This window comes from Burkholderia ambifaria AMMD (genome assembly GCF_000203915.1).
Classification (GTDB): domain Bacteria; phylum Pseudomonadota; class Gammaproteobacteria; order Burkholderiales; family Burkholderiaceae; genus Burkholderia; species Burkholderia ambifaria.
This window is the reverse complement of the sequence record NC_008392.1, coordinates 377422-399139: the sequence shown is the minus strand read 5'-3', so window position 1 is coordinate 399139 and position 21718 is coordinate 377422. Positions and strand designations below refer to the sequence as shown.

Annotated in this window: 20 protein-coding genes and 2 pseudogenes; 12 read left to right on the top strand and 10 right to left on the bottom strand. The window is 68.3% G+C overall.

What is annotated here, in order from left to right; genetic code table 11:
* The first annotated feature begins 5 nt into the window (after nt 1-5).
* Entirely contained in the window at nt 6-1544 is a 1539-nt protein-coding gene (locus BAMB_RS29465; RefSeq protein ID WP_011660803.1) for a condensation domain-containing protein, read from the top strand.
* A complete protein-coding gene (locus tag BAMB_RS29460; protein ID WP_011660802.1) occupies nt 1541-2554 on the top strand; it encodes an NADPH:quinone oxidoreductase family protein in 1014 nt (337 codons plus the stop codon). Before BAMB_RS29465 ends, BAMB_RS29460 begins: the two co-directional genes overlap by 4 nt.
* A gap of 47 nt (nt 2555-2601) precedes the next feature.
* Here the strand turns inward: BAMB_RS29460 and BAMB_RS29455 are convergent, their stop codons facing one another.
* The 4 genes from BAMB_RS29455 to BAMB_RS29440 all read right to left on the bottom strand — a co-directional run bounded on the left by BAMB_RS29455 (nt 2602) and on the right by BAMB_RS29440 (nt 5568).
* On the bottom strand, nt 2602-3516 hold the full coding sequence (locus tag BAMB_RS29455; protein WP_011660801.1) for a shikimate dehydrogenase: 915 nt from the start codon (nt 3514-3516) through the stop codon (nt 2602-2604).
* Nucleotides 3513-4340 (bottom strand): sugar phosphate isomerase/epimerase family protein, encoded by an 828-nt coding sequence (locus BAMB_RS29450; protein ID WP_011660800.1) that lies wholly within the window; start codon nt 4338-4340, stop codon nt 3513-3515. The genes BAMB_RS29455 and BAMB_RS29450 overlap by 4 nt, the downstream gene beginning before the upstream one ends.
* A 142-nt stretch (nt 4341-4482) precedes the next feature.
* A complete protein-coding gene (locus BAMB_RS29445) occupies nt 4483-4830 on the bottom strand; it encodes a GIY-YIG nuclease family protein (protein WP_011660799.1) in 348 nt (115 codons plus the stop codon).
* Nucleotides 4831-4866: 36 nt separating this feature from the next.
* Nucleotides 4867-5568 carry an autoinducer binding domain-containing protein gene (locus BAMB_RS29440; protein WP_085963182.1) on the bottom strand — a complete coding sequence of 234 codons (702 nt, stop codon included), beginning with the start codon at nt 5566-5568 and terminating at the stop codon, nt 4867-4869.
* Between the two features lie 347 nt (nt 5569-5915).
* On the opposite strand from BAMB_RS29440, the gene BAMB_RS35665 reads away from it, so the two are divergent.
* A complete protein-coding gene (locus BAMB_RS35665; RefSeq protein ID WP_127456152.1) occupies nt 5916-6275 on the top strand; it encodes a hypothetical protein in 360 nt (119 codons plus the stop codon).
* A gap of 157 nt (nt 6276-6432) precedes the next feature.
* On the opposite strand, the pseudogene BAMB_RS29435 reads toward BAMB_RS35665, so the two are convergent.
* Together BAMB_RS29435 and BAMB_RS29430 are read right to left on the bottom strand one after the other, a co-directional pair.
* A pseudogene (locus BAMB_RS29435) lies at nt 6433-6777 on the bottom strand (DNA polymerase Y family protein); the annotation flags it as partial.
* Between the two features lie 45 nt (nt 6778-6822).
* The gene (locus BAMB_RS29430; protein WP_012372060.1) at nt 6823-7737 is read right to left on the bottom strand and encodes a helix-turn-helix domain-containing protein; all 915 of its coding nucleotides are present in this window, start codon (nt 7735-7737) and stop codon (nt 6823-6825) included.
* Between the two features lie 332 nt (nt 7738-8069).
* Between BAMB_RS29430 and BAMB_RS29425 the strand changes: the two genes are divergently transcribed.
* The 6 genes from BAMB_RS29425 (at nt 8070) to BAMB_RS29400 (ending at nt 14161) form a co-directional block, all read left to right on the top strand.
* A complete protein-coding gene (locus tag BAMB_RS29425) occupies nt 8070-9143 on the top strand; it encodes a porin (RefSeq protein ID WP_011660796.1) in 1074 nt (357 codons plus the stop codon).
* A gap of 104 nt (nt 9144-9247) precedes the next feature.
* Nucleotides 9248-9571 carry a hypothetical protein gene (locus BAMB_RS29420; protein WP_011660795.1) on the top strand — a complete coding sequence of 108 codons (324 nt, stop codon included), beginning with the start codon at nt 9248-9250 and terminating at the stop codon, nt 9569-9571.
* A 150-nt stretch (nt 9572-9721) separates the two neighbouring features.
* Nucleotides 9722-10969, top strand: coding sequence for an MFS transporter (locus BAMB_RS29415; RefSeq protein WP_011660794.1), 1248 nt, complete (start codon nt 9722-9724; stop codon nt 10967-10969).
* Nucleotides 10970-11008: 39 nt separating this feature from the next.
* Nucleotides 11009-11875, top strand: coding sequence for a dihydroorotate dehydrogenase electron transfer subunit (locus BAMB_RS29410; protein ID WP_011660793.1), 867 nt, complete (start codon nt 11009-11011; stop codon nt 11873-11875).
* Nucleotides 11868-12845: a dihydroorotate dehydrogenase gene (locus BAMB_RS29405; protein ID WP_011660792.1), complete on the top strand. Its 978-nt coding sequence runs from the start codon at nt 11868-11870 to the stop codon at nt 12843-12845. The genes BAMB_RS29410 and BAMB_RS29405 overlap by 8 nt, the downstream gene beginning before the upstream one ends.
* Nucleotides 12845-14161 (top strand): Zn-dependent hydrolase, encoded by a 1317-nt coding sequence (locus tag BAMB_RS29400; RefSeq protein ID WP_011660791.1) that lies wholly within the window; start codon nt 12845-12847, stop codon nt 14159-14161. Before BAMB_RS29405 ends, BAMB_RS29400 begins: the two co-directional genes overlap by 1 nt.
* Before the next feature lie 57 nt (nt 14162-14218).
* Here the strand turns inward: BAMB_RS29400 and BAMB_RS29395 are convergent, their stop codons facing one another.
* Nucleotides 14219-14779 carry an SLOG cluster 4 domain-containing protein gene (locus BAMB_RS29395; RefSeq protein WP_006754644.1) on the bottom strand — a complete coding sequence of 187 codons (561 nt, stop codon included), beginning with the start codon at nt 14777-14779 and terminating at the stop codon, nt 14219-14221.
* Nucleotides 14780-15053: 274 nt separating this feature from the next.
* On the opposite strand from BAMB_RS29395, the gene BAMB_RS29390 reads away from it, so the two are divergent.
* From BAMB_RS29390 to BAMB_RS29380, 3 genes are read left to right on the top strand one after another with little or no spacing between them, the layout of a single operon-like run.
* On the top strand, nt 15054-16280 hold the full coding sequence (locus tag BAMB_RS29390; RefSeq protein WP_011660790.1) for an aromatic ring-hydroxylating dioxygenase subunit alpha: 1227 nt from the start codon (nt 15054-15056) through the stop codon (nt 16278-16280).
* Entirely contained in the window at nt 16277-17674 is a 1398-nt protein-coding gene (locus BAMB_RS29385; protein WP_011660789.1) for an SLC13 family permease, read from the top strand. Before BAMB_RS29390 ends, BAMB_RS29385 begins: the two co-directional genes overlap by 4 nt.
* A 22-nt stretch (nt 17675-17696) precedes the next feature.
* Nucleotides 17697-18668: a PDR/VanB family oxidoreductase gene (locus BAMB_RS29380; RefSeq protein ID WP_011660788.1), complete on the top strand. Its 972-nt coding sequence runs from the start codon at nt 17697-17699 to the stop codon at nt 18666-18668.
* A 167-nt stretch (nt 18669-18835) separates the two neighbouring features.
* On the opposite strand, the pseudogene BAMB_RS36315 reads toward BAMB_RS29380, so the two are convergent.
* From BAMB_RS36315 to BAMB_RS29370, 3 genes and pseudogenes are all read right to left on the bottom strand, one after another.
* Nucleotides 18836-18910 (bottom strand): annotated as a pseudogene (locus BAMB_RS36315) (integrase core domain-containing protein); the annotation flags it as partial.
* 302 nt (nt 18911-19212) lie between these two features.
* Nucleotides 19213-20514, bottom strand: coding sequence for an MFS transporter (locus BAMB_RS29375; RefSeq protein WP_011660787.1), 1302 nt, complete (start codon nt 20512-20514; stop codon nt 19213-19215).
* 14 nt (nt 20515-20528) lie between these two features.
* Nucleotides 20529-21701, bottom strand: a complete 1173-nt coding sequence (locus BAMB_RS29370; RefSeq protein WP_011660786.1) for a porin — start codon at nt 21699-21701, stop codon at nt 20529-20531.
* Nucleotides 21702-21718: the final 17 nt, after the last annotated feature.

The window sequence follows — 21718 nt, the reverse complement described above, 5'->3', positions numbered from 1 at the left end:
CCGACATGACGATTCCCGCCTTGCTGTCCGAGCTGCAGGCGCGCGGCATCACGCTGTCCCTGGCCGATGGCGAGCTGTCGTTCCGCGCGCCCAAGGGCGCGTTGACGCCGGCCGATCGCGCGACGCTGTCGGCGAGGCGCGAAGCGATCGTTGCCTACCTGGCCGCCAAGGCCGCGCGCCGCACCGATCCGGTGACGATCACGCCCTCGGCCGAGCTGCGTCCCTCGCTGCTCCAGGAACTCTGGTGGCACTGGTACGGCCTGCCGCCGCGCCAGCTGAACCAGGAGCGCCTGCCGCTCGTCAAGCTGTTCCCGGGCGTGACGGCCGGGCGCGTGGCCGAGGCGCTGCGCGCCATCGTGGCCCGCCACCACACGCTGCGCTCCTCGTTCCATGAAGAGGACGGCCGGCTGACCGTCACGCTCAACGAAGCCGCGGCGCTGCCGATCGAGTTCGTCGAGGCCGACGGCACGCTGCCGCGCGAGGAGCTGGAGCCCGCGCTGAAAGCGCAGGCGGCCGAGTATGCCGCGCGCCAGCTGCCGCTCGACGGGCAGTGGCTGCTGCGCGCGCGCGTCGTCTCGCTGGCGCCCGACCAGAGCCTGCTGCTGTGCGTGTTCCATCACATCATCGTCGACGCGGCCTCGCTGCTGCTGATCCTCGCCGAGCTCGACGCGCGGCTGGCCGATCCGCCGCGCGCGCTGCCAGCCGCCGCGCAGTTCCTCGACTACGCGGCCTGGGAGCGGGCCTGGATGGCCGATCCCGCGCGTCAGCCGTTGATCGACTACTGGGCGCGGCGCTTTCGCGCGCTGCCCGAGCTGGTCGGCCCGCTCACGGGTCGCTCGCTGGCCTGGCAGCCGGGCAGCAAGGTCGACCATCGCTTCGTGATTCCGGCCGCGCAGCTGCGCCGCATGCAGGCCGCCGCCACGCGCCTGCAGACCTCGCTCTTCAGCGCGCTGCTGAGCGCCTTCGGCGTGGCGCTGGCGCGCTGGTCCGGCAGCGAGCGGGTGCCGGTGCGCTGCGTCGGCGACCTGCGCACCTCGCCCGAGCTGGCGAACCTCGTCGGTTACCTGGTCTGCAGCGACGTGATCGAGATCCACGCGCCGGCCAAGGCCGATTTCGTGTCGATCCTGAAGGCCAGCGAGATCGAATCGCACAGCGCGATGATGCTGCGCGTGCCGACCCTGATGCGCCATCCGCTGCACCGGGGCGGCAGCGGCATCGAGGATCCGCGCGGCATCGCGGCCACCATCAACATGTTCTCGGTGCGCATCCCCGGCGCCGGCGCGCCGCTCGACGAGCGCGCCGATCCGCCCTGGCCGCCGCAGCTGACGCGCTCGGCCGGCGAGCCCTGGCCGATTCCCTTGCCGTCGATCTACCTGCGGCTGATCGATTACGGCCACGCGCTGGAAGGTTCGCTGGAACTCAACGACACGCTGCTGACGGCCGCCGAGCAGGCCGCGCTGATCGAGGCGCTGTTCGATGCGCTCGACCGCTTCCTGCTGCAGGCCGCGCCGGCGGCGGCGCCCCTCACCACGGAGGTTTTATGAAAGCCATACTCAGCACCGTCGCGGGCGGCCCCGAGACGCTCGCGCTGCACGAGGTGCCCGAGCCGATGCCGGGCGCCGGCCAGGTGCGCGTGCGCATCGCCGCCTGCGCGCTCAACTATCCCGACCTGCTGGTGATCCAGGACCGCTACCAGGACCGGCCCGAGCGGCCGTTCGCGCCGGGCTCGGAAGTGGCCGGCGTGGTGGATGCGGTGGGCGACGGCGTGGCGGGGATCCGCGTTGGCGATCGCGTGTTCGGCGCGACCGGTAATCGCGGCGGCCTGGCCGAGAAGATCACGCTGCCCGCCGACGGCTGCTTCGCGCTGCCGGCGGCGATGTCGTTCGACGATGCCTCGGCCCTGCTGCTGACCTACGCGACCATGATGCACGCGCTCAAGGACGCCGCGCGGCTCGCGGCGGGCGAGACGCTACTGGTGCTCGGCGCGGCGGGCGGCATCGGCGTGGCGAGCGTGGAACTGGGCAAGGCGATGGGTGCGCGCGTGGTGGCGGTGGCCTCGTCGCGCGAGAAGGTCGACCTGGCGCTGAGCCGCGGCGCCGATGCCGGTGTGGTCTGCCCGGCCGGGCCGCTCGACCTGGAGGCCGCCAAGGCCTTCAAGGACGCTCTGCGCGCGGCCTGCGGGCCGCGCGGCGCCGACGTGGTCTGCGATCCGGTGGGCGGCGATTACGCGGAAGCCGCGCTGCGTTCGCTGGCGTTCCAGGGCCGCTACCTGGTGATCGGCTTCACGGCCGGGATTCCGCGGATCCCGCTCAACCTGGTGCTGCTCAAGGCGGCCCGCATGATCGGCGTGCTGTGGGGCGCGTTCGCGAGCGGCGAGGCGCAGGCGAACCGGCGCAACGTGGAGGAGCTGGTGGCGTTCTACGAGCGCGGGCTGATCCGGCCGTTCATCTCGGCGCGGTTTCCGCTGGCGCAGGCGCCCGAGGCGCTGGCCGTACTTGCCGAGCGCCGCGCGCTCGGCAAGGTGGTGGTGCGCTGCGACGAGGCGCTGGTCTGAGGTGGGGCGGGAGGCCGGGCGTGCCCGGCTCCCGGCTGCGCCGCAATTCAGGGCGCGGATGCCGCGCGGAAGCGCTCGAGCATGCGCGCCACATCGGCGCGGCAGCCGGTGAACAGCTCGAAGGCGCGCGCGGCCTGCACCACCAGCATGTGCGTGCCGTCGAGCGTCTGGCAGCCCAGGGCGCGCGCGCTGCGCAGCAGCAGCGTTTCGGCGGGCGCGTAGATCACATCGGCGACCCACAGGCCCGCATGCAGCGCATCGAGCGGCACGGCCGAGCCGGGATGGCGCGCGGTGCCGACCGGCGTGGCGTTGACCACGCCGTCGGCCGTGCCGAGCGCGGCCTCGGCGTGCTCGGGTGCGTCGATGCGGCAGGCCGGAAAATGCCGGCCGAGCTGCGCGGCGAGCGCGGCGGCGCGCGCCGGCACCTCGTCGACGAGCGTCAGCCGCGTTGCCCCGAGTTCGAGTAGCGCGAAGGCGGTGGCCGCGCCGGCGCCGCCCGCGCCGAACTGCACCACGCGCTCGCGCCGCGCCCCGGGCAGGCCGCTGCGAAAGCCCTGGCCGAAGCCATGGGCGTCAGTGTTGTAGCCGATGCGCCGGCCGGCCGCGAAGCGCACCGTGTTGACGGCGCCGATCGCGGCGGCCTCGGGCGCGACTTCGTCGAGCAGCGGGATCACCGCCTGCTTGCACGGCAGCGTGATGTTCACGCCGACCCAGCCTTCGTCCTCGAGGCGGCGCAGTAGGCCGTCGAGCCCGTCGACGCCGATCCCGAGCCGGTCGAGATCGAGCAGCGCATAGCGGCAGGGCAGGCCGCGCGCGGCGGCCTCGCCCTCGTGCAGCGCCGGCGAGCGCGACTGGGCGATGCCGGCACCGATCAGGCCGAGCCGGAGCGGCGCGGTATCAGCCGGGTCGTGCGCGGGGAGTTCGGGGGGGGCGAGCGGCGTAACGAACGAGGCGGGCGTCATGAGCGCACCGTCGCGAGCGAGGCGATCAGGTTCCGCGTCGCCTCGAACACCTCGCGCACATGGCGTTCGAGCGGGACCTGCCCGCCGCCGGGCACTTCGAGCGACAGCGCGGTGTCGTCGGGCAGCGCGGCCAGCAGGGCGGCCACGGGCAGCCCGCCCCGGCCCGGCGCGAGCCGACCGGCGCGGGCCTCCTCGAGCAGCGCCTCGGACGTGGGCGGCGGCGCGGCCGGCGCGTCGCAGAGCTGCGCGGTGCGGATCATCGCGGCCGGCACGCTGCCGAGGTCGCGCTCGGAGCCGCCGGTGCGCCACACATGCAGCGCGTCGATCAGCATGCCGCCATTGGGCTGGCGCGCCGCCGTCACCACCTCGGCGGCATCGCCGAAGCGGGCGACCGCGCGCCAGGCCATGAATTCGAGTTCGACGCGCAGGCCGAACGGGGCCGCCCGCTCGCAAAGGCGGGCGAAGTTCGCGCTCAGCCGGGCGCGCTCGGGATCGTCCCCGCACACGCTGAGGCAGCGCGCGCCGAGCTCGGCCGCCGTCTCCAGCAGCGGGTCGAGCGCGGCGGCGTCGAAGTCGGCGCCGATGCCGATGAACTCGATGTCGTTGACCGTGAGGCCGGTGGCGTCGAGGCGATGCCGTACCTCGGCGATCGCAGCCGAGCCGGCCGGCAGCGAGTAGAAGCGCGAACCGGCGAAGGCCGGGTACAGCCGCAGGCCGACCGCCGCGTAACCGGCCGCCGCCGCCGCGGTGACGAGCTCGGGCGGCGGCAGATCGAGTGCCGTCAGGTGGGCGAGCGCGAGGGGAACCGGCTGGAAGAAGTCCATGGGCATCCTGGTAGGTTGGCGCGCGCGAAGGTCCTGCCTTGTGGCTCTGGCCTTCGGCGGAACGAGCCGGCGCGGTGGTCCGGGCCCGGCATCCCGGGTAGGACGGCGAGTGCCGGCGGGCGTTGGCGCTGACCAGCGCTGGTCAGCGGTTGTAGAGACGCTCCTTGTCGAACTCGCTGCGCTCGAGCGTCATCGCGAGCAGCAGTTCGAGGTCCTCCTCTGGGTCGTAGTCGGGCTTGTCGAGCGGCTTGAGGGCCTCGATCAGCTCGAAGTCGAAGGCCTCGGCGCCGAGCAGGTTCCAGTCGGCCTGCAACTGCCGGTTCGGGTGCTTGCCGAAGCGCAGTTCGGTCAGGTGCCGGTTCAGGCGGGCATTGACATCGCGGCCGACCTCCACCAGCGAGCGCCCGGTGGTCTTGTTGACGACGCGGTAGACGCCCATCAGGCGCGGCGTGTCCTTGTACTGCTGTTTCAGTTCTCTCTTGCGGTCCATGTTGTCCAGATGAGCGGTTGGAAGGGCGGAGGCGGCTCAGATGAGCAGGCCGAGCATCGCGGCACGCGCGACCGCTGCGGTCGCGTTCGAGGTATTGAGCTTGGTGACCGCGTTTTTCACGTGGAAATTCACGGTGTAGACGGAGATCAGCATGATCATCGAGATCTCGGCAGCGGTCTTGCCGTCGGCGACCCACTTCAGCACCTCGACCTCGCGATCGGTCAGCTCGATGTCGCCTTCCGGCGAGAGTTTGGGAAGCACCGCGCGGGTGATCGCCAGGTGCGCCGCGTTCACCAGCCAGCGCATCTTGAGTTCCTGCTGCTGCAGCTCGCGCACGGTGAGGGGCGTGTGGCTGCGGGCCATCGACATCATGCCCGACACGCCGCAGTTCGATACCGCCGCCAGCGAGTAGCCGTATCGCAGGCCGTGTGCCTGCGCCTCTTCCCAGAGCTGGGGCGTCCCCTCGAAGACGGCATCGCTCCAGATGACCGGCGCGTAGGACTGGCGCCCGCGCCGCAGCAGCGGATCGACGTCGATGTAGCGCGCGTCGTGGTAGCGGCGCTGCCAGGGTTCCGGAAAATTGCTGAAGACCAGCACCTTGCGACGCGACAAGGGCCAGGGCGTCTGGAGGCAATAGGCGCTGTATTCGAATCCGATTTCCTTGACGGCGCTCGCGATTTTTCCGAAAGCCTCGTGCTCAGAATGAGTCGCTTCGATTTCGTACAGGATTTGTTCCATCCAGTTCGCCAAATTTGTGCCCGATTCCCTTTCAACGGAAGGCCCATCGCTTGCGCGAGGCGATTCGACTGGAAAATAAATCCAATGATCGGTGTCTTCGCTCATATTGTTACGGAAAATTGTGCTTGCTCGGGATTGAATGAGGCGGGGCGTCCGGTAAGTCAAGGTTTCCGTAAGCGCGCGTCGCCGGTTTGTAATGCGATCTGCAAATTTCGGAAAGACGGGACATGCCGTTGATCGGTGAAATCAATGTGACATACTTCGTGCATCTCGGAACAGCATCCGCATGCATCGATGCGACTCCGAATCACGCGTGAAACAGGGTGGCTCGGGCCGATAAGCGTTCAATGGCGGTTCAGCGATGCCCGGGGAAACGCCATCAAGATGAAACGGGAATTTCGGACAATATCCGTAAAGAGTGGCAATGCCTTGCCAATCCGGTTTGCAAAAAAAACATGGAAAATCCGGATGCCACGGAGTTCTGGCCGATTTTACAAATAGAAATCACACCGGTCAGCGTTGACTCAAAACAGCATGGGCGGATTTTCACCCGGATCAAAAAGATTGTCAATCTTCGTTCAATACGAATTTGTGCTTCGGCTGATCGGTATTTACTGCCTTCATTGCATTCGTTTCCACATGGCATCGGCGACACTGCCTTGGTAAATAATCGGCTGAATAAGCTAAATCCAGTGAATAATTTCTGACGAACGTTGACACGAAGACCACCGGCGAGTGGTGTTCAAATCGATGTAATTTAAATCTTGCGTTGCAAAATCAAGTCATTGAGATGACGGGCGACGAATTGGAACTGAGAGGTTGTGCGATGCGAATAACTGGAATCGGAGAACGATCGGCTCAAGCGTCCAGCTGCTTCGCGGTGAGCCAGCCGGTCAGCCGCAGGATCAGCCGGCGCGCGACGAATAGCAGCGCCTCGGCGTGCTCGACGCGGTCCATCAGTTCGACGCGCGTATCGAACGACGGCGGCATTTCTAGCCAGTCGTAGGCGGCCGGCGCGACGCCGGCGGCTTGGTCGAGCCAGTCGAGCAACGATGCGACGACGTCGCGCACGCGTTGGCGCAGCGCGCGGATGCCGTGGAACAGGCGCAGGCTCGCCGTCACGTCGAGCACCACCACGGCTTCCTCGGCGTCGACGACGCTCGGCGTGAACTGCAGGAGCGCATAGGCAACGCCGAGCACGAGCTCGCGCGATGCGCATCAACCGGAATCGCGCATGATCGACACGCCGCCCCACTACGCCCGGTCGAGCAGGTCGACGAGCAGCCTGGCCCCGTCGGCCCCCTTCGTGGAATCGGTCCACAGCCGGTCGATCATCTTCCGGTACATCGCGACGGCATCCGCCGACGTGGTGATCGTCGCGATGCCGGTACGAATGTTCGGCAGCTCGCCGAGCCGGAACGGCGATACCGCGATATGCGCGCTGTCGTCGTCCTCGAAGATCTGGAAGGTCTCGTTCGGCAGGTTGTCGCTGACGATGCCGATACGCACGCCTTTCGCATCGTCCTCGAGCATCCCGACAATCCGCATCACTTCCCGCCGCGCGGCGAGCTTGCGCTCGAGCTGCACGCCCGGCGGCAGCCCGAGGCGGCCGACCAGGCCGTGGTGCAGGAACTGCTCGATCTGGCGCAGCCCGATCAGGCTCGTCACGTTCAGCGGTGCGCGCCGGAACGCGGCTTTCCGGTCCGCGAGGATCGCCATCACTTTCGACAGCGTCTGCCGCCACGCGGCATCGGTCAGCGACGGCGGGATGCTTTCCTCGAGCATCTGGCGCAGCCAGCCGTCGTAATCGTCGGAGGTCAGCAGGAACGAGAACGGATCGAAATGCGCGAAGATCCGCTGCGAGCGGCTCTCGATCTGCCGCATGCGCTCGAAATAGCTGATCGCCGAATCGTGATACTCGACCTCGACGCCCATCAGGTTCGCGAGCGACACGCCGAACAGCGCGGCGAGCCGCTCGAGCGTATCGATCTTTACAATCTCGCCACGTTCGAGCTTGTAGACCGCCGCGCGCGAGATGTTCAGGCGCTCGGCGACATCCTCGCTGCGCAACTCGGCAGCCATCCGGTACGCGCGCAAGCGCTCGCCAATGCTGTCGAAGTCGAAGCGCGCGCCGCGCAGACGCGTTTTTCGGGAACCGGCGGTGGACATGAAGTACCTCTGAGTGGCGGGTGAAAAATCGACAGACACCGGGTTGCGCGACCGCGCCGCGCCGGCATCCTGCCGGGGGCATCGCGAAGATCGATGTTTGTCTATTTTTTTGTATCGGGTATTTTAACGTAGCCGACAACGGATGCTCGCACATCCGCGGCTTGCGCTCGTCTGGTGCACGGTAACGGCCTGCGCCCGGACCGTGTCCGTGCGCGTGCACATCGTCTAAATATTTAGACGAACGGCGAGCGCGCAGACGCTGTCGGCGATAGAGGCATCACCCCTTCCAGACATTCACACGTGCCGGCCCATTGCGCCGGGAGGAGAAAAGCATGACGTTGCGTACCCCGCGCGCCCGATTTCGGGCAGGATTCCTGATGGCCGGCGCGGCAGGCGCCATTGGCGTCGCGCCGCTCGCGCACGCGCAGTCGAGCGTGACGCTGTACGGCGTCGCCGACGCTTTCGTCGGTTCGGTGAAGCAACCCGGCGGGCGCACGGCGCTCGTGCAGTCGGGCGGCGGGATGACGACGTCGTTCTGGGGGCTCGGCGGCAGCGAGGATCTCGGCAACGGCAACAAGGCGTTCTTCGTGCTCGAAAGCTACTTTCAACCACAAAGCGGCGCGTACGGCCGCTACGCCGGGGACAGCCTGTTTTCGCGCAATGCGTACGCGGGATTGCAGTCGCGGTTCGGCCAGCTTCGTCTTGGCCGGATCACGACGCCGCTGTATCTCGCGACGATCCAGTTCAACCCGCTGTTCAATTCGTACACGTTCTCGCCGATGATCTTCCATACGTTCAAGGGCGTGGGCGCCGAGGGCGTGGTCGGCGATTCGGCGTGGAACAACGCGCTCGCCTATACGAGCCCGACGTTCGGCGGATTCAATGCGGGGCTGCTGTATGCACTCGGCAATACGGCCGGCCGGAACGGCGCGAAGAAATGGAGCGTCAACGCGAACTACGCGCGCGGCGCGTTCGCGGCCGCCGTGGTCTTCCAGTACGTGAATTTCAGCGCGACGCCTGGCGATCTCGACGGCGCGCTCGCCGCGGCGCCGGGCCTGTCGAGCCAGCGCACGGTGCAGGTCAGTGCGTTGTACGACTGGCGTGTCGTGAAGCTGTTCGCGCAGTACATGAACGTCGCGAACCGCGCGCAGCGCGGCAACTTCCACGGCGATACGGTGCAGGCCGGCGTCAGCGTGCCAATAGGCGTGGGTTCGCTGCTGGCGAGCTACGCGTATACGCATTCGAGCGGGGCGCTCGCCGACGGCGCGCATCGCAGCACCGGCGCGCTCGGCTACGACTATCTGCTGTCGAAGCGCACCGACCTCTATTCGGCGATCAAGGTCGATCACGTCGGCGGGCTGTCGACCGGCATCACGTACGGCGCGGGCCTGCGCACGCGTTTCTGACGCAGGCATCGCGATGCGAGGCTTCCCGGTTTACCCCGATACATCGGACGCTTGCATTCCGTTTTTGATGCGGGTAGTCTAAATATTTAGACGAGGAGGAAAGCATGAACCTTATGGACGCTACGCAGTGGCTGGCACAGGACGTCGTCGGCTTTTCCGACATTCACCGGTTCGCGACGCGCTGCCGGGACGCGGCGGCGCCGCACGGGCGGGAATCGGCGGCGCTGGTGCTGCTCGCACAGGCGGCCGCGACGTTCGCCGAACGGCAGGAGGGCGTGGCGGTCTGCACGGAGACGGTGCAGGCGTTTCTCGCCGAACTGCGCGAGCACGCGCGGCGGCTGAGCGATGCAAGCGGGCGCTCGGACGACGCGCTGCTCGCGGCGCTCAACGGCTTCGCCGCGCAGGTGTCGAAGGAACTGGTCGTCTGATGCGCGACGCCGGCGCGAATCCGCCCGGGCCACGCCCTTAAGCTGTGCGATGCCGACGATCGGGTTGTGGTCCGTCTGTCTAAAAAAAACGACAAACGGCCGCGAGGCGGACGGCCGGCATCGATATCCCTCCTCACGATACGGACAATCATGGAAGCGAACCTTCGATCCTCCGCTGCCGCGCCCGCCGACGCACCGCCCGAACGGGTGTCGCGCTACGCGTGGAAAGTGCTGGCCGGCTCGGCCATCGGCTATGCGATGGACGGCTTCGACCTGCTGATCCTCGGCTTCATGCTGCCGGCAATTGCGGCGTCGCTGCACCTCGGCGCGCAGCAGGCGGGGGCGCTCGTCACGTGGACGCTGATCGGCGCGGTCGCGGGCGGCGTGATTTTCGGCGCGCTCAGCGATCGCTACGGCCGCGTGCGCGTGCTGACCTGGACGATCCTGCTTTTCGCGGTGTTCACCGGGCTGTGCGCGTTCGCACAGGGCTTCTGGGATCTGCTCGCGTACCGGACCATCGCCGGCATCGGCCTCGGCGGCGAATTCGGCATCGGCATGGCGCTCGCGGCCGAAGCGTGGCCTGCAGCCAAGCGCGCCCGCGTGTCGTCGTACGTGGCGCTCGGCTGGCAGAGCGGCGTGCTCGCGGCGTCGCTGCTGACGCCGCTGCTGCTGCAGAGCGTCGGCTGGCGCGGCATGTTCGCGATCGGCGTGCTGCCCGCGATCGTCGCCTGGGTGCTGCGCAACAAGCTGCACGAGCCGGAAGTGTTCGTCCGGAGCCCGCAGCCGGCGCGCACGGGCGCGCGTTTCCGGCTGCTGTTCGCCGATGCGCGCACGACCCGCACGAGCATCGGCATCGTCGTGCTGTGCGCGGTGCAGAACTTCGGCTACTACGGAATCATGATCTGGATGCCGACGTTCCTGTCGAAGCAGCTCGGCTTCTCGCTGACGAAATCCGGATTGTGGACCGCCGTGACGGTGCTCGGGATGATGGCCGGCGTCTGGCTGTTCGGACACCTGGCCGACCGGATCGGCCGCAAGCCGACGTTCCTGCTGTACCAGCTCGGCGCGGTGGCGATGGTATTCGCGTATTCGCGGCTGACGGACCCGGCCACGATGCTGTGGGCCGGCGCGCTGATGGGCATGTTCGTGAACGGCATGGTCGGCGGCTACGGCACGCTGATGTCCGAAGCGTACCCGACCGCGGTGCGGGCGACCGCGCAGAACGTGCTGTGGAACGTCGGCCGTGCGATCGGCGGCCTCGGGCCGCTCGTCGTCGGCGCGCTCGCCGCGCGCTATTCGTTTCAGATCGCGATCGCGATGCTGGCCGCGCTGTACGTGCTCGACATGATCGTCACGGTCACGCTGATTCCGGAACTGAAGGACCGCGCGCTCGACTGACGCGCGTGCCTCCCGCCCAACCGTAACGAGGAGAGAACGATGGACGTGATCGACGGGGCGCGCGCCTGCGCGCAGCCGTGGGCGGCCACGGTCGCCACGCACGCGTGCGACGTGGTCGCGCATCGCGCGGTGAACCGGCGCTATCGCTATCTGCGGGTGCGCGCCGACGCGCCGCTCGCGAGCGTCACGCAGGCCGGCCAGTTCTATCAGCTCGTCTGCCCCGTCAGCGATCTGCACCGGCCATTCCTGCCGCGCCCGATGAGCGTGTACGGCGTCGGCCCCGGCGCCGGCGAAATCGAGTTCCTGTACAACGTGACCGGCGAAGGCACGCGTGCGCTCGCGCAACTCGGCGTCGGCGCGCGGCTGTCGATCGTCGGGCCGCTCGGTCGCCCCTTCACGCTCGACGCCGGTGCGCGACGGCTGCTGCTCGTCGCGCGCGGCGTCGGTCTCGCGACGATGGCGCCGCTCGTGCAGCGCGCGGCGGGGGCGGGCATCGCGCTGACGGTCGTGATGTCGGCGCGCACGCCGGACGACCTGATGACCGCGGAATTCGTGCGCGGCGCGCCGGCCGACGTGCATGCGGTGTTCGACAGCGACGGCTCGTCGGCGGTCGCGAACGTGGACGCGCTGCTGCGCGCCGCGATCGCGCGCGATCGGCCGGACGCGGTCTACACGTGCGGCTCGCAACGGTTGCTCGCGCTGCTGCAGCGCGTGCTCGCCGACCATCCGTCGATGCGCGGCGAGGTCGCGCTCGAGCAGCGGATGGCATGCGGGATGGGCGTCTGCCTGTCGTGCGTGCGGATGTTCGACGACGGCGCGACCCGCGCATTCCGGCGCGTGTGCCGCGAGGGCCCGGTGTTCGCAATTCGCGACGTGGTGACGGAGGTGGAGGTGGAAGTTGGCTGACCTGAGCGTACGCGTGGGCGAACTGCGCCTGCGCAATCCCGTGATGCCGGCATCCGGCTGTTTCGCGATCGAGTATCGCGATGCGCTCGACCTGACCGGGCTCGGCGCGCTCGTGATCAAGAGCGTGTCGCCCGTCAGCCGCCCGGGCAACCCGACGCCGCGTGTCGCCGACGCGGGTGACGGCATGCTGAATTCGATCGGCATTCCGAGCCGCGGCATCGACGACTATCTCGAACACGTGCTGCCCGCGTACACGGGCCACGGCACGCCGGTCGTCGCGTCGGTGTCCGCCGATACGGCGGACGCGTTCGCGCGCGCGTGCGAGGCGCTGTCGCGGCCGGACGTCGCGGCGATCGAGGCGAACATCTCGTGCCCGAATCTCGAGGCGGACGGCATGGCGTTCGGGATGGACGCGGGCATGACCCGGCAGGTCGTCGACGCGATCCGCACGCGCACCGGGCATCCGCTGTGGGTGAAGCTGACGCCGAACGCGGGCAACATCGCGAAGATCGCGCAAGCGGCGCAGGACGCGGGCGCCGACGCGATCGTGATGGGCAACACGGTGCTCGGCATGTCGATCGACGTGCGCACGCGCCGGCCGTCGCTCGGCAACGTGATGGGCGGCCTGTCCGGGCCGTCGATCAAGCCGATCGCGCTGCGGCTCGTCCACCAGTGCTACCGCGCCGTGTCGATTCCGGTGATCGGCTGCGGCGGCATCCGGAGCGCCGCCGACGCCATCGAGTTCCTGCTCGCCGGCGCGAGCGCGGTGCAGGTGGGCACTGCGTCGTTCCGCGATCCGGGCGTGATGCGCACGATCATCGACGGGCTCGAGCAGTTTTGCGCGGACGAGGGCATCGGCGCGATCGCGTCGCTGACCGGGCAGGTCAGGCTCGACGCGGAGCTGAGCGAGCGCTGGCAGCGCTTTTGCGCGGCGCCGGCGCGCGCGGGCGGCACGACGGCGGGGGCGTGATGAACGCGCATACCGACAGGCCGGACGCGCCGGCGGATATCGACGTGCACGACGCGGCGACGCTGCCGCTTGCCGAACTGACGGCCCTCGCCGAGCAGTGGTTTGACGAGATCCGCGTGCTGTCGGCCGACGGCGTGGGCGTCACGCGCGAGAGCTACGGCGACAGCGAAACGGCGGCCGCGCAGCGGCTGGCGGCGCACGCCGAACGCGATGGCATCGCGGTGCGCGCCGACCGCGCGGCCAACTTGATCTTCAGCCTGCCCGACGCGGACCCGCATGCGCGTGCGATCTGGGTCGGCTCGCATCTCGACTCGGTGCCGCATGGCGGCAACTACGACGGGCTCGCGGGCATCGTCGCGGGGCTGCTATGCCTCGTCGCGCAACGGCGTAGCGGCCTCGCGTCGCCGCACCCGTTGAACGTGATCGCGCTGCGCGGCGAAGAGAGCGCCTGGTTCGGCAAGGCCTACATGGGATCGAGCGCGCTGTTCGGCCGGCTGACGCCGGACGATCTCGCGATGAAGCATCGCAGCACCGGCCGCCCGCTGGCCGACTGCATGGCGGCGGCGGGCGTCGACATCGACGCGGTGCGGGCGCGCAAGCCGCTGTTCGACGTGCGGCGCGCGCATGCGTATCTGGAGCTCCACATCGAGCAGGGGCCCGTGATGGTCGCGCGCGGGCTGCCGGTCGCGGTCGTGTCCGGCATTCGCGGCAACGTGCGGCACAACTCCATCAGCTGCATCGGCGAGGCCGGCCACTCCGGCGCGGTGCCGCGCGACCTGCGGCACGACGCGATCTTCGCGGTCGCCGAGCTGATCACGCGGCTCGACGAGCACTGGCGCCGGCTGCTCGAACGCAACATCGATCTCGTCGTGACGACCGGCATCGTGTCGACCGACCAGGACGAGCATTCGATTTCGCGGATTCCCGGCCAGGTGCATTTCAGCTTCGAGGCGCGCAGCGAGAGCACGGAGACGCTCGACGTCTTCCATGAGCTGCTGATCGCCGAATGCAATTCGATCGCGCGCGAGCGTGGCGTGCGATTCGATTTCGACCGGCGGTTGGCGAGCGCGCCGGCGCGGATGGATGCCACCCTGCGCGCCGCGCTTGCCGACGCGTGCACGCGGCTCGACGTGCCGTATGCGACGCTGCCGAGCGGCGCGGGCCACGACGCGGCGCTGTTCGCGAACGCGGGCGTGCCAAGCGGGATGCTGTTCGTGCGCAACGATCACGGGTCGCACAACCCGCGCGAGGCGATGTCGATCGATGATTTCATGCTGGGCGTGCGCGTGCTCGCCGACACGATTGCGCGGCTGTGACCGGCGACACGGGAAGCGATGGCGGCCGACGCGCCGTGGATCCGGAAGGCGTGCGGTTCACGCCGACGGAACGTGTGCGCCCGCGCCGCCTTCCGCGCGGTTCACGTGCGCGAGCACGAATGCATAGACGTCATCGAGCGCCGACACGATGCGCGTGCCGGCCGCGACGCCATCGAACGCGCTCGCGGGGCCGGTGCAGATCAACGGCTTCGCGAAGCGCGTCGCGAGGCGGATCTCGTCGAGCGTGCCCTTGCTCCCCGGCAGCGCGACGACGACGTCGCTCGTCAGCACGTTCACGTAGTTGCGGCTCAATGCGTCGTCCGGCGCGTCCGCTTCCTTGCGCGGCAGTGGCGTGACGATAGGCAGGTCGATGAACGGATTCGGATAGCCGGCGATCGGCACGAAGCCGAACAGCGGGTGCGCTTCGCTCGGCACGATGCCGATCGAGCGGCCGCGGCGCCCCGGCGTCGTCGCGTACGCGCGCGCGATCGACAGCATCACGCCGCGGCCGGCGCCGGTCAGCAGGTCGAATCCTTGCGCGGCGATCCACGTTCCGAGCGGCGTCGCCAACTCCGGCCATTCGTTCTTGCCCGAGCCCATCACGCCAATGATCGCCATCTTGTCCTCCTGGTTGGCCGACGCGCGGCGCGTCGATCTCAGCGATCGCGCGTGCCGGTCGTCTTTTTAATTATACACATCGGCCGATTTCTGGCGATGCGACGGCGATGATGGGCTGAAAATTGTGGACTTTCCCGTCTTGCATTTTCCCTTCACTTTATTTAGTCTAAAAAAATAGATTTATCGACGGACGTATCGCGACTCGAGGGTTCGCCGGTACGCAGACGTCTCCGGGGCGATACAGCCCGCTATAACCTGAGAGAGAGGTGTATTCATGCTTGACCACGCCACCAACGAATTGCTGACCCGCGTGGGGCCCGGCACGCCGTGCGGCGAGTTGCTGCGTCGCTACTGGCATCCGGTCGGTTATTCGTCGGAGCTGGCCGAAGCCGGCCAGACGAAACGCGTGCGGATTCTCGGCGAGGATCTGGTGCTCGCGCGCACCGGCAACGGCGGCGTGCTGCTCGTGCAGGAGCGTTGCCCGCATCGCGGTGCATCGCTGCTGTACGGCTTCGTCGAGGAAGCCACGATCCGCTGCGCGTATCACGGCTGGCAGTACAACGCGGCCGGCGAATGCGTGGAGCGGCCGTTCGAATCGGCGAAGGCGAGCCGCGTCTGCAAGAAGCTGATCGACAGCTATGCGACGCACGAATGCGGCGGGCTGATCTTCGCATACATGGGGCCGGCGGAGCAGAAGCCCGCGTTTCCGAACTGGGACATCCTCGTGCGCAACGACGGCGTCCGCCATTTCGAGGTGCAGGACGATCTCGCGTGCAACTGGTTCCAGGTGCAGGAAAACGCCGTCGACGTCACGCACACCTTCTATACGCACTCGAAATACTTCGAGCACCTCGGCATGCGCGACGCGTCCGGGTTCGGCAAGCCGTTCAAGCGGTTCGGCTTCCAGCGCTTCGACTGGGGCATCGTGAAGAGCTGGGAATACGAAGGCGAGGGCCGTGGCTGGGGCAACCTGATGGTGTTCCCGAACATGCTGCGGATCATGACCGAGATGCACTGGCGCGTGCCGGTCGACGATACGACGACGCGGATCGTCTGGGTGTCGTTCACGCCGAACGCGGACGGCGCGCAGCCGCCCGCGGACGAGGCGCCGAAGATCGTCCGGCAGCCGGCGCGCACCGACGCGGCGGGCCGCTACCTGATGGACACGTTCATGAGCCAGGATGCGATGGCGGTCGAGACGCAGGGCCCGATCTTCGATCGTTCGCGCGAGAACCTCGGCGCGTCCGATCGCGGGATCGTGATGTTCCGCCAGATGCTGCAGGAGCAGATCGACGCGGTCGCGCGCGGCGAGCGGCCGGTCGCGAACGTGTACGGCGGCGCGCCGGACGTGACCGACCTGCGCGCATGGATGGGCGGCTATCTGCCGATGAGCTGCGCGCCGGACCCGACGTTCCGCCAGCAGCGCGAATTCGGCGACATCTTCGACGAGTCGCACGTCGAATACGAGATCCCGGCGAACTCGCCGGTGATGCGCGCTTGAGCGGCGGTGCGCTCGGCGGGCCGGGCCGCGGCACCGGCATGCTGACGGGCGGCCGCGTCACGGCCGCGCTGCTCGTGGCGGGGCTCGCGAGCGTCGCCGCGCTCGGCGCGCGCGGCACGCTGTCGGCCGGCGACGCACGCATCGTCGCGATTGTGTTCACCTGCATCGTGCTGTGGGCGACTGGCGCCGTCGCGAGCCTGTGGGTGTCGCTGCTGTTTTTCTTCCTCGCGGCGACCTGCACGGCGGTGCCCACCGCCGAGATCTTCTCCGGCTTCGGGTCGAGCGCGTTCTGGCTCGTGTTCAGCGGCGCGGCGATCGGCTTCGCGCTGAAGGAGAGCGGCCTGAGCGAACGGATCGGCATCGCGCTCGCGCGCCGGATCGGCGGCTCGTATCTGAAGGCGCTGCTCGCATTCGCGATCCTGAGCTTCCTGCTGTCGCTCGTGATGCCGTCGACGTTCGGGCGGATCGCGATCCTGGTTCCGATCGCGATCGGCTACTGCGACGTCGTGAAGCTCGGCGCGCACGCGAACGGGCGGCGCGGCATCCTGCTGCTCGTGATCGTCGGCTCGTACGAGCTGGCTGCCGCGGTGCTGCCCGCGAACCTGCCGAACGTGATCATGGCGGGGATTCTCGAGCAGTCGCACGGGATGCATCTGCGCTTCTCCGAATATCTGCTGCTGTTCTTTCCGGCCGGCGTGATCGTGCGGGGCGCGGTGCTGGTGCTCGCGTCCTGGTGGCTGTTCGCGGATACGGTCGGCGAAGTCGAGATACCGGCGGCGCGCGTCGCGCTCGGCCGCCGCGAATGGCACGCGATCGTGCTGCTGGCGATCACGCTCGCGTTCTGGTTCACCGACGCCGTGCATCGCATCGCGCCCGGCTGGGTCGGGCTCGGCTTCGCGCTCGTCTACTTCGGCACGTCGCCGCCCGCGCAGCTCGAGCGCTTCACCGCGACGCTGAAGATGGACCTGCTGTGGTTCATCGCGGCGATCATCGGGCTGACCGCGCTCGTCAACCATCTCGACGTGCGCGTGCCGGACACGCTCGCGCTCGACGCGCTGCGCGACAGCCCGATGCTCATGTACTTCGCGCTGACCGCGCTGTCGATCGTCGTCTGCTTCGCGGTCACGTCGAATGCGGAACCGGCGCTGTACGTGCCGATCGTGTCGCGCCTGCTCGCGCAGGGGCTGCACCTGAAGGCCGGCCTGCTCGCGCAGGTGATGGGCTATGCGACCACGGTCCTGCCGTACCAGTCGCCGCCGATCGTGTTCGGCAACGCGCTCGCGCAGCTGGACCGGGGTGCGGTGCTCCGGTACTGCATCGCGACGGCGCTGCTGGGCGTGGTGTTCGTGATCCCGGTCAATGCGTTGTGGTGGCGGCTGATCGGGCTGCTGTGAGTTTTCCTGAACGGTGAATCCTATGATCGAAAACGATCTGCTTGCCGCGCGCGTGATTGCGCGCGAGCGCGTCGCGTGCGACGTGATTTCGCTGCGGCTCGTCAGCGACGCGCCGGGTCTCGCGCTGCCGGCGTTCGAAGCCGGCGCGCATATCGACCTGCATCTGCGCGACGGGCTCACGCGCAAGTATTCGCTGTGCAACGATCCGGTCGAGCGCGGCGTGTACGAGATCGCGATCAAGCGCGAGCCGGCGTCGAGCGGCGGCTCCGCGCACGTGCACGATGCGATCCGGGTAGGCGACGTGCTGCGGATCGGCGCGCCGCTGAATTACTTCCCGCTCGCGCCGGACGACAGCCCGGCCGTGCTGCTCGCCGCCGGGATCGGCGTGACGCCGTTGCTCGCGATGGCGCATAGCCTGGTGCACGCGGGGCGGTCGCTCGCGTTCCACTACTTCGTGCGTTCGGCCGACGCGGCCGCGTACGGGGCGACGCTCGCGTCGCGGCTCGCGGACGTCGCGACGGTGCACACGGGGCTGACGCCCGACGCGACCCGCGACGCGATCACGACGATCGTCGGCGCGATGGATTCGCGCTCGCATCTGTATTTCTGCGGACCGGCGCCGTTCATGGCGGCCGTCGACGCGATCGCGCGCCCGGCGCTCGGCGATGCGCGGCTTCATCACGAGTATTTTTCCGCGCCAGCCGCGCAGCCTGCCGACGGCGAGGCCGACGCGTTCCGGATCGAGCTCGCGCGCTCGCAGCGCGCGCTGCTCGTGCCGCCGGGGCAGTCGATCACCGATGTGCTGTACGAGCACGGCATCGCGGTCGCCACGTCGTGCGAGGCGGGCGTGTGCGGCGCATGCCGGACGACCGTGCTCGAGGGCACGCCCGATCATCGGGACGCGTTCCTGAGTGCGGCGGAAAAGGCCCGCAACGATTGCATGATGCCGTGCGTGTCGCGATGCCGTGGCGAACGGCTGGTGCTGGATCTCTGAGCCGTCACGGGGGGGCGGTGTGAGGCCGGTCGGAAAAAATGGAAGCCGACGTTTCGTAAAATCGAGAAACGGAGGCATGGATGAATCGAATTCCACGATCGGTCTATACGAAGGAGCTTCGCGACGAAGCAGTCAAACTGGCGTTGACTGAAGGTGTTGGGGTATCGGAAGTCCTGACGCCATGCCACGCTGACAGCCCGAGCGTGCGCGAGTGTCGTGAACCAGTGCTCGTTAAGAAGCGGTGTCCTCCGGACGCCGAAGACCACCCGATGCTGGGTCAGCCCCCTGCGCCGTTCTCGAAAGCCGACCGGGCAAGGTCATGGCAACCACTGCGCGCTCGGCAAGAAATAACGCGGGCGGAGGCCGAACTCAAGCGGGTGACCGAGGAGCGCGGCATTCTAAACAAGGCCGCACCTCGATGCCTGCCGCGTCAAGGCCTGCCAGCTTCTCAGGGCTTCGGGTACCTGCCACGATGTGACTGGTAGCCACACCTCGCGCAAGCAGATGCTTGATGACGAGCTGCGCGAGTTGACCGGCCGCCATGTCAATTTGCCGGCGGCATGGTATCCACGCCCCTGCTCTCCCGAAACAAGATCAAACCGACGAGACTCGCTGCACTGCATGCCAGCACATACCAGGCAGGCGCATAGAAACTGCCGGTCGCGCGCCACATCGCGCCGACGATCAATTGCGCGAACCCGCCGAAAATCGTCACACCGAGCGCATAGATCGTCCCGAGCGACATCGCACGCACTTCGGGCCGGAGCGCATCAAGGATCATCACGAAGCCGGCGGGACTCGACAGCGTCATCAAGCCGATCAGCACGATCACGACTGCGACCGCGGTGACAACCGACGGCCACTTGTTCATTGCGTAAAACGCCGGCAGCACGAGCACGGCCGACGCGACGCACGTCATGCTCACCAGCCGCTTGCGATGACGCACGCGATCCGCGAGCCGTCCCGCGAAAGGCGAACCGATCAGCAGCACGGCGCCGGCCGCGCAGCCCGACAGCAGCGACACTGATGCCGGCATGCCGACGGTCAGCGTCAGGAACGATGGCAGGAAAAACACGATGGTATAGGTGGTCGACGTGCCGCCGATCACGAGCAGCGTGCCGGCTGCGACCTGCCGCCATGGAATGCGCGCACGCTCGCGCGGTGCGCCGGCCGCCGGGTGCGGCAGCGTATCGTCGAGGTGACGCCGCAGGTAAAAGCCGACCGGGCCGATCAGCAGACCGAGCACGAACGGTACGCGCCACCCCCACGCGTGCAGTGCTTCGGGCGGCAGCGCGCGCGACAGCGTCAGCGCGACGAACGCGCCGACCAGCGTCGCGCCGCCCTGGCTGGCCATCTGCCAGCTCACCCGCTCGCCGCGCCTGCCGGCGTCGCCCGACTCCATCAGCAGTGTCGTCGCGGCGCCGACTTCGCCGCCGGCCGAAAAGCCCTGCAACAGACGCCCGATAACGATCAGCAGCGGCGCGGCGATGCCGATCTGCGCATAGGTCGGCGCGAAACCGATGATGCCGGTGCCGAGCGCCATCAATGCGACAGTCAGCACGAGCGCGGGCTTGCGTCCCGCACGGTCCGCATAGGCGCCGATCGCGACGCTGCCGAGCGGCCGCGCGACGAACCCGACACCGAACGTCGCGAGCGACAGCATCAGCGCGCCTACGTCGCTTGACGCGGGAAAGAACAGCTTGCCGATGAGGGCGGCGAAGAAACTGTAGACGGTGAAGTCGAAGAACTCGAGTCCGTTGCCGAGTGCGGCCGCAACGACCGTGCGGCGCGTCACGCGCGGCTCGGCATCGACTGGCGCTGCGGCCGTGCGATTCAGGGTATGCATCGGAAAATTCCTGTTCAGAAGTTGTGATACATGCCGAGCGACACGGTCACGGGTGTCGTCCCGGTGCGCGGTGCGGTTCCGCCCGGTTCGGTCGGCAGCGGGTTGCCGTTCAGCAACACGGTCGAGATGCCGTAGTTGCGGATGAACCCCGCGCGCGCATAGAGGCCCGTGCGTTTCGACAGCAGGTAGTCATAGCCGAGCATCGCACCGAGCGCAGAGTCCTTGGCCGGCTGGCCGGCCGCGTCACGTACGCCCGACGTATCGCGATAGACGACCGACGCGCGAATCGCATTGACGCCGAACGGCACGATCGCGCCGACCGTGTAGACACGCGCGATGCCGTCGCCGGCCAGCTTCGGCGCGTACTGGTTAAACGATGCGGACAGCACGATCCGCCCCGTGTCATAGACGGCGCCGAGCCCGTACAGGTCGTTGCGCACGGTGCTCGCCCCGTTGACGCCCCACACCTGGTTGTAGCTCGCGGCCAGATAGGTCGTGCCGTTGTACCACTGCAGCAGCGCGCCTTGCGCGGACGCCGCGGGCGCGCGCCCGGCAACGTTGCTCGGCGCATACATTAGCATCAGCGACGTGGTGCCCGCGACGATCGGTGTACGGTACGTGACGGCGTTGTCGACGCGCGCAGGCAATTGCGTCGCCCCTGGCCCGAGGTCCGAGTTGTAGCTGACGCCGCGGCTCGTCTGCACGACCGCCGCGCCCAGCCACGTATAGACCGAGTTCGTGCCCACCGTGCCGAACACGTCGACGAACAACGGCAGCGCCGTGCCGATCTGCTTACCGAGACGCAGACGCCCGTAGCTGTCCGACGACAGGCCGACCCACGACTGCCGGTTGTAAGTCGACTGCTTGTCCTGCTGCGCGCCGTTGTTCGCGAGAAAACCGCTTTCGAGGTTGAACTCGGCGCGCCAGCCGCCACCGAGGTTCTCGCGGCCGAAGAAGCCGAATTTGGAGGTCCACTCGCCGCCGCTCTGCGTCTGCCACAGCGAATGGCCGCCGACCGTCTGGTAGTTGATCCCCATGTCGAGCGAGCCGTATAGCGCGACCCCCTCGGTCAGGCGACCGTTGTACTCGGGCACCGCCGCAAGCAACACGTCCTGATAGGGCACGGCACGCGCGTTGCCGGCGCCGAGCGCGAGACAGGCCGCGCCTAGTGCAAATCGCTTCTTCATTCGCAATCCTTATCGTA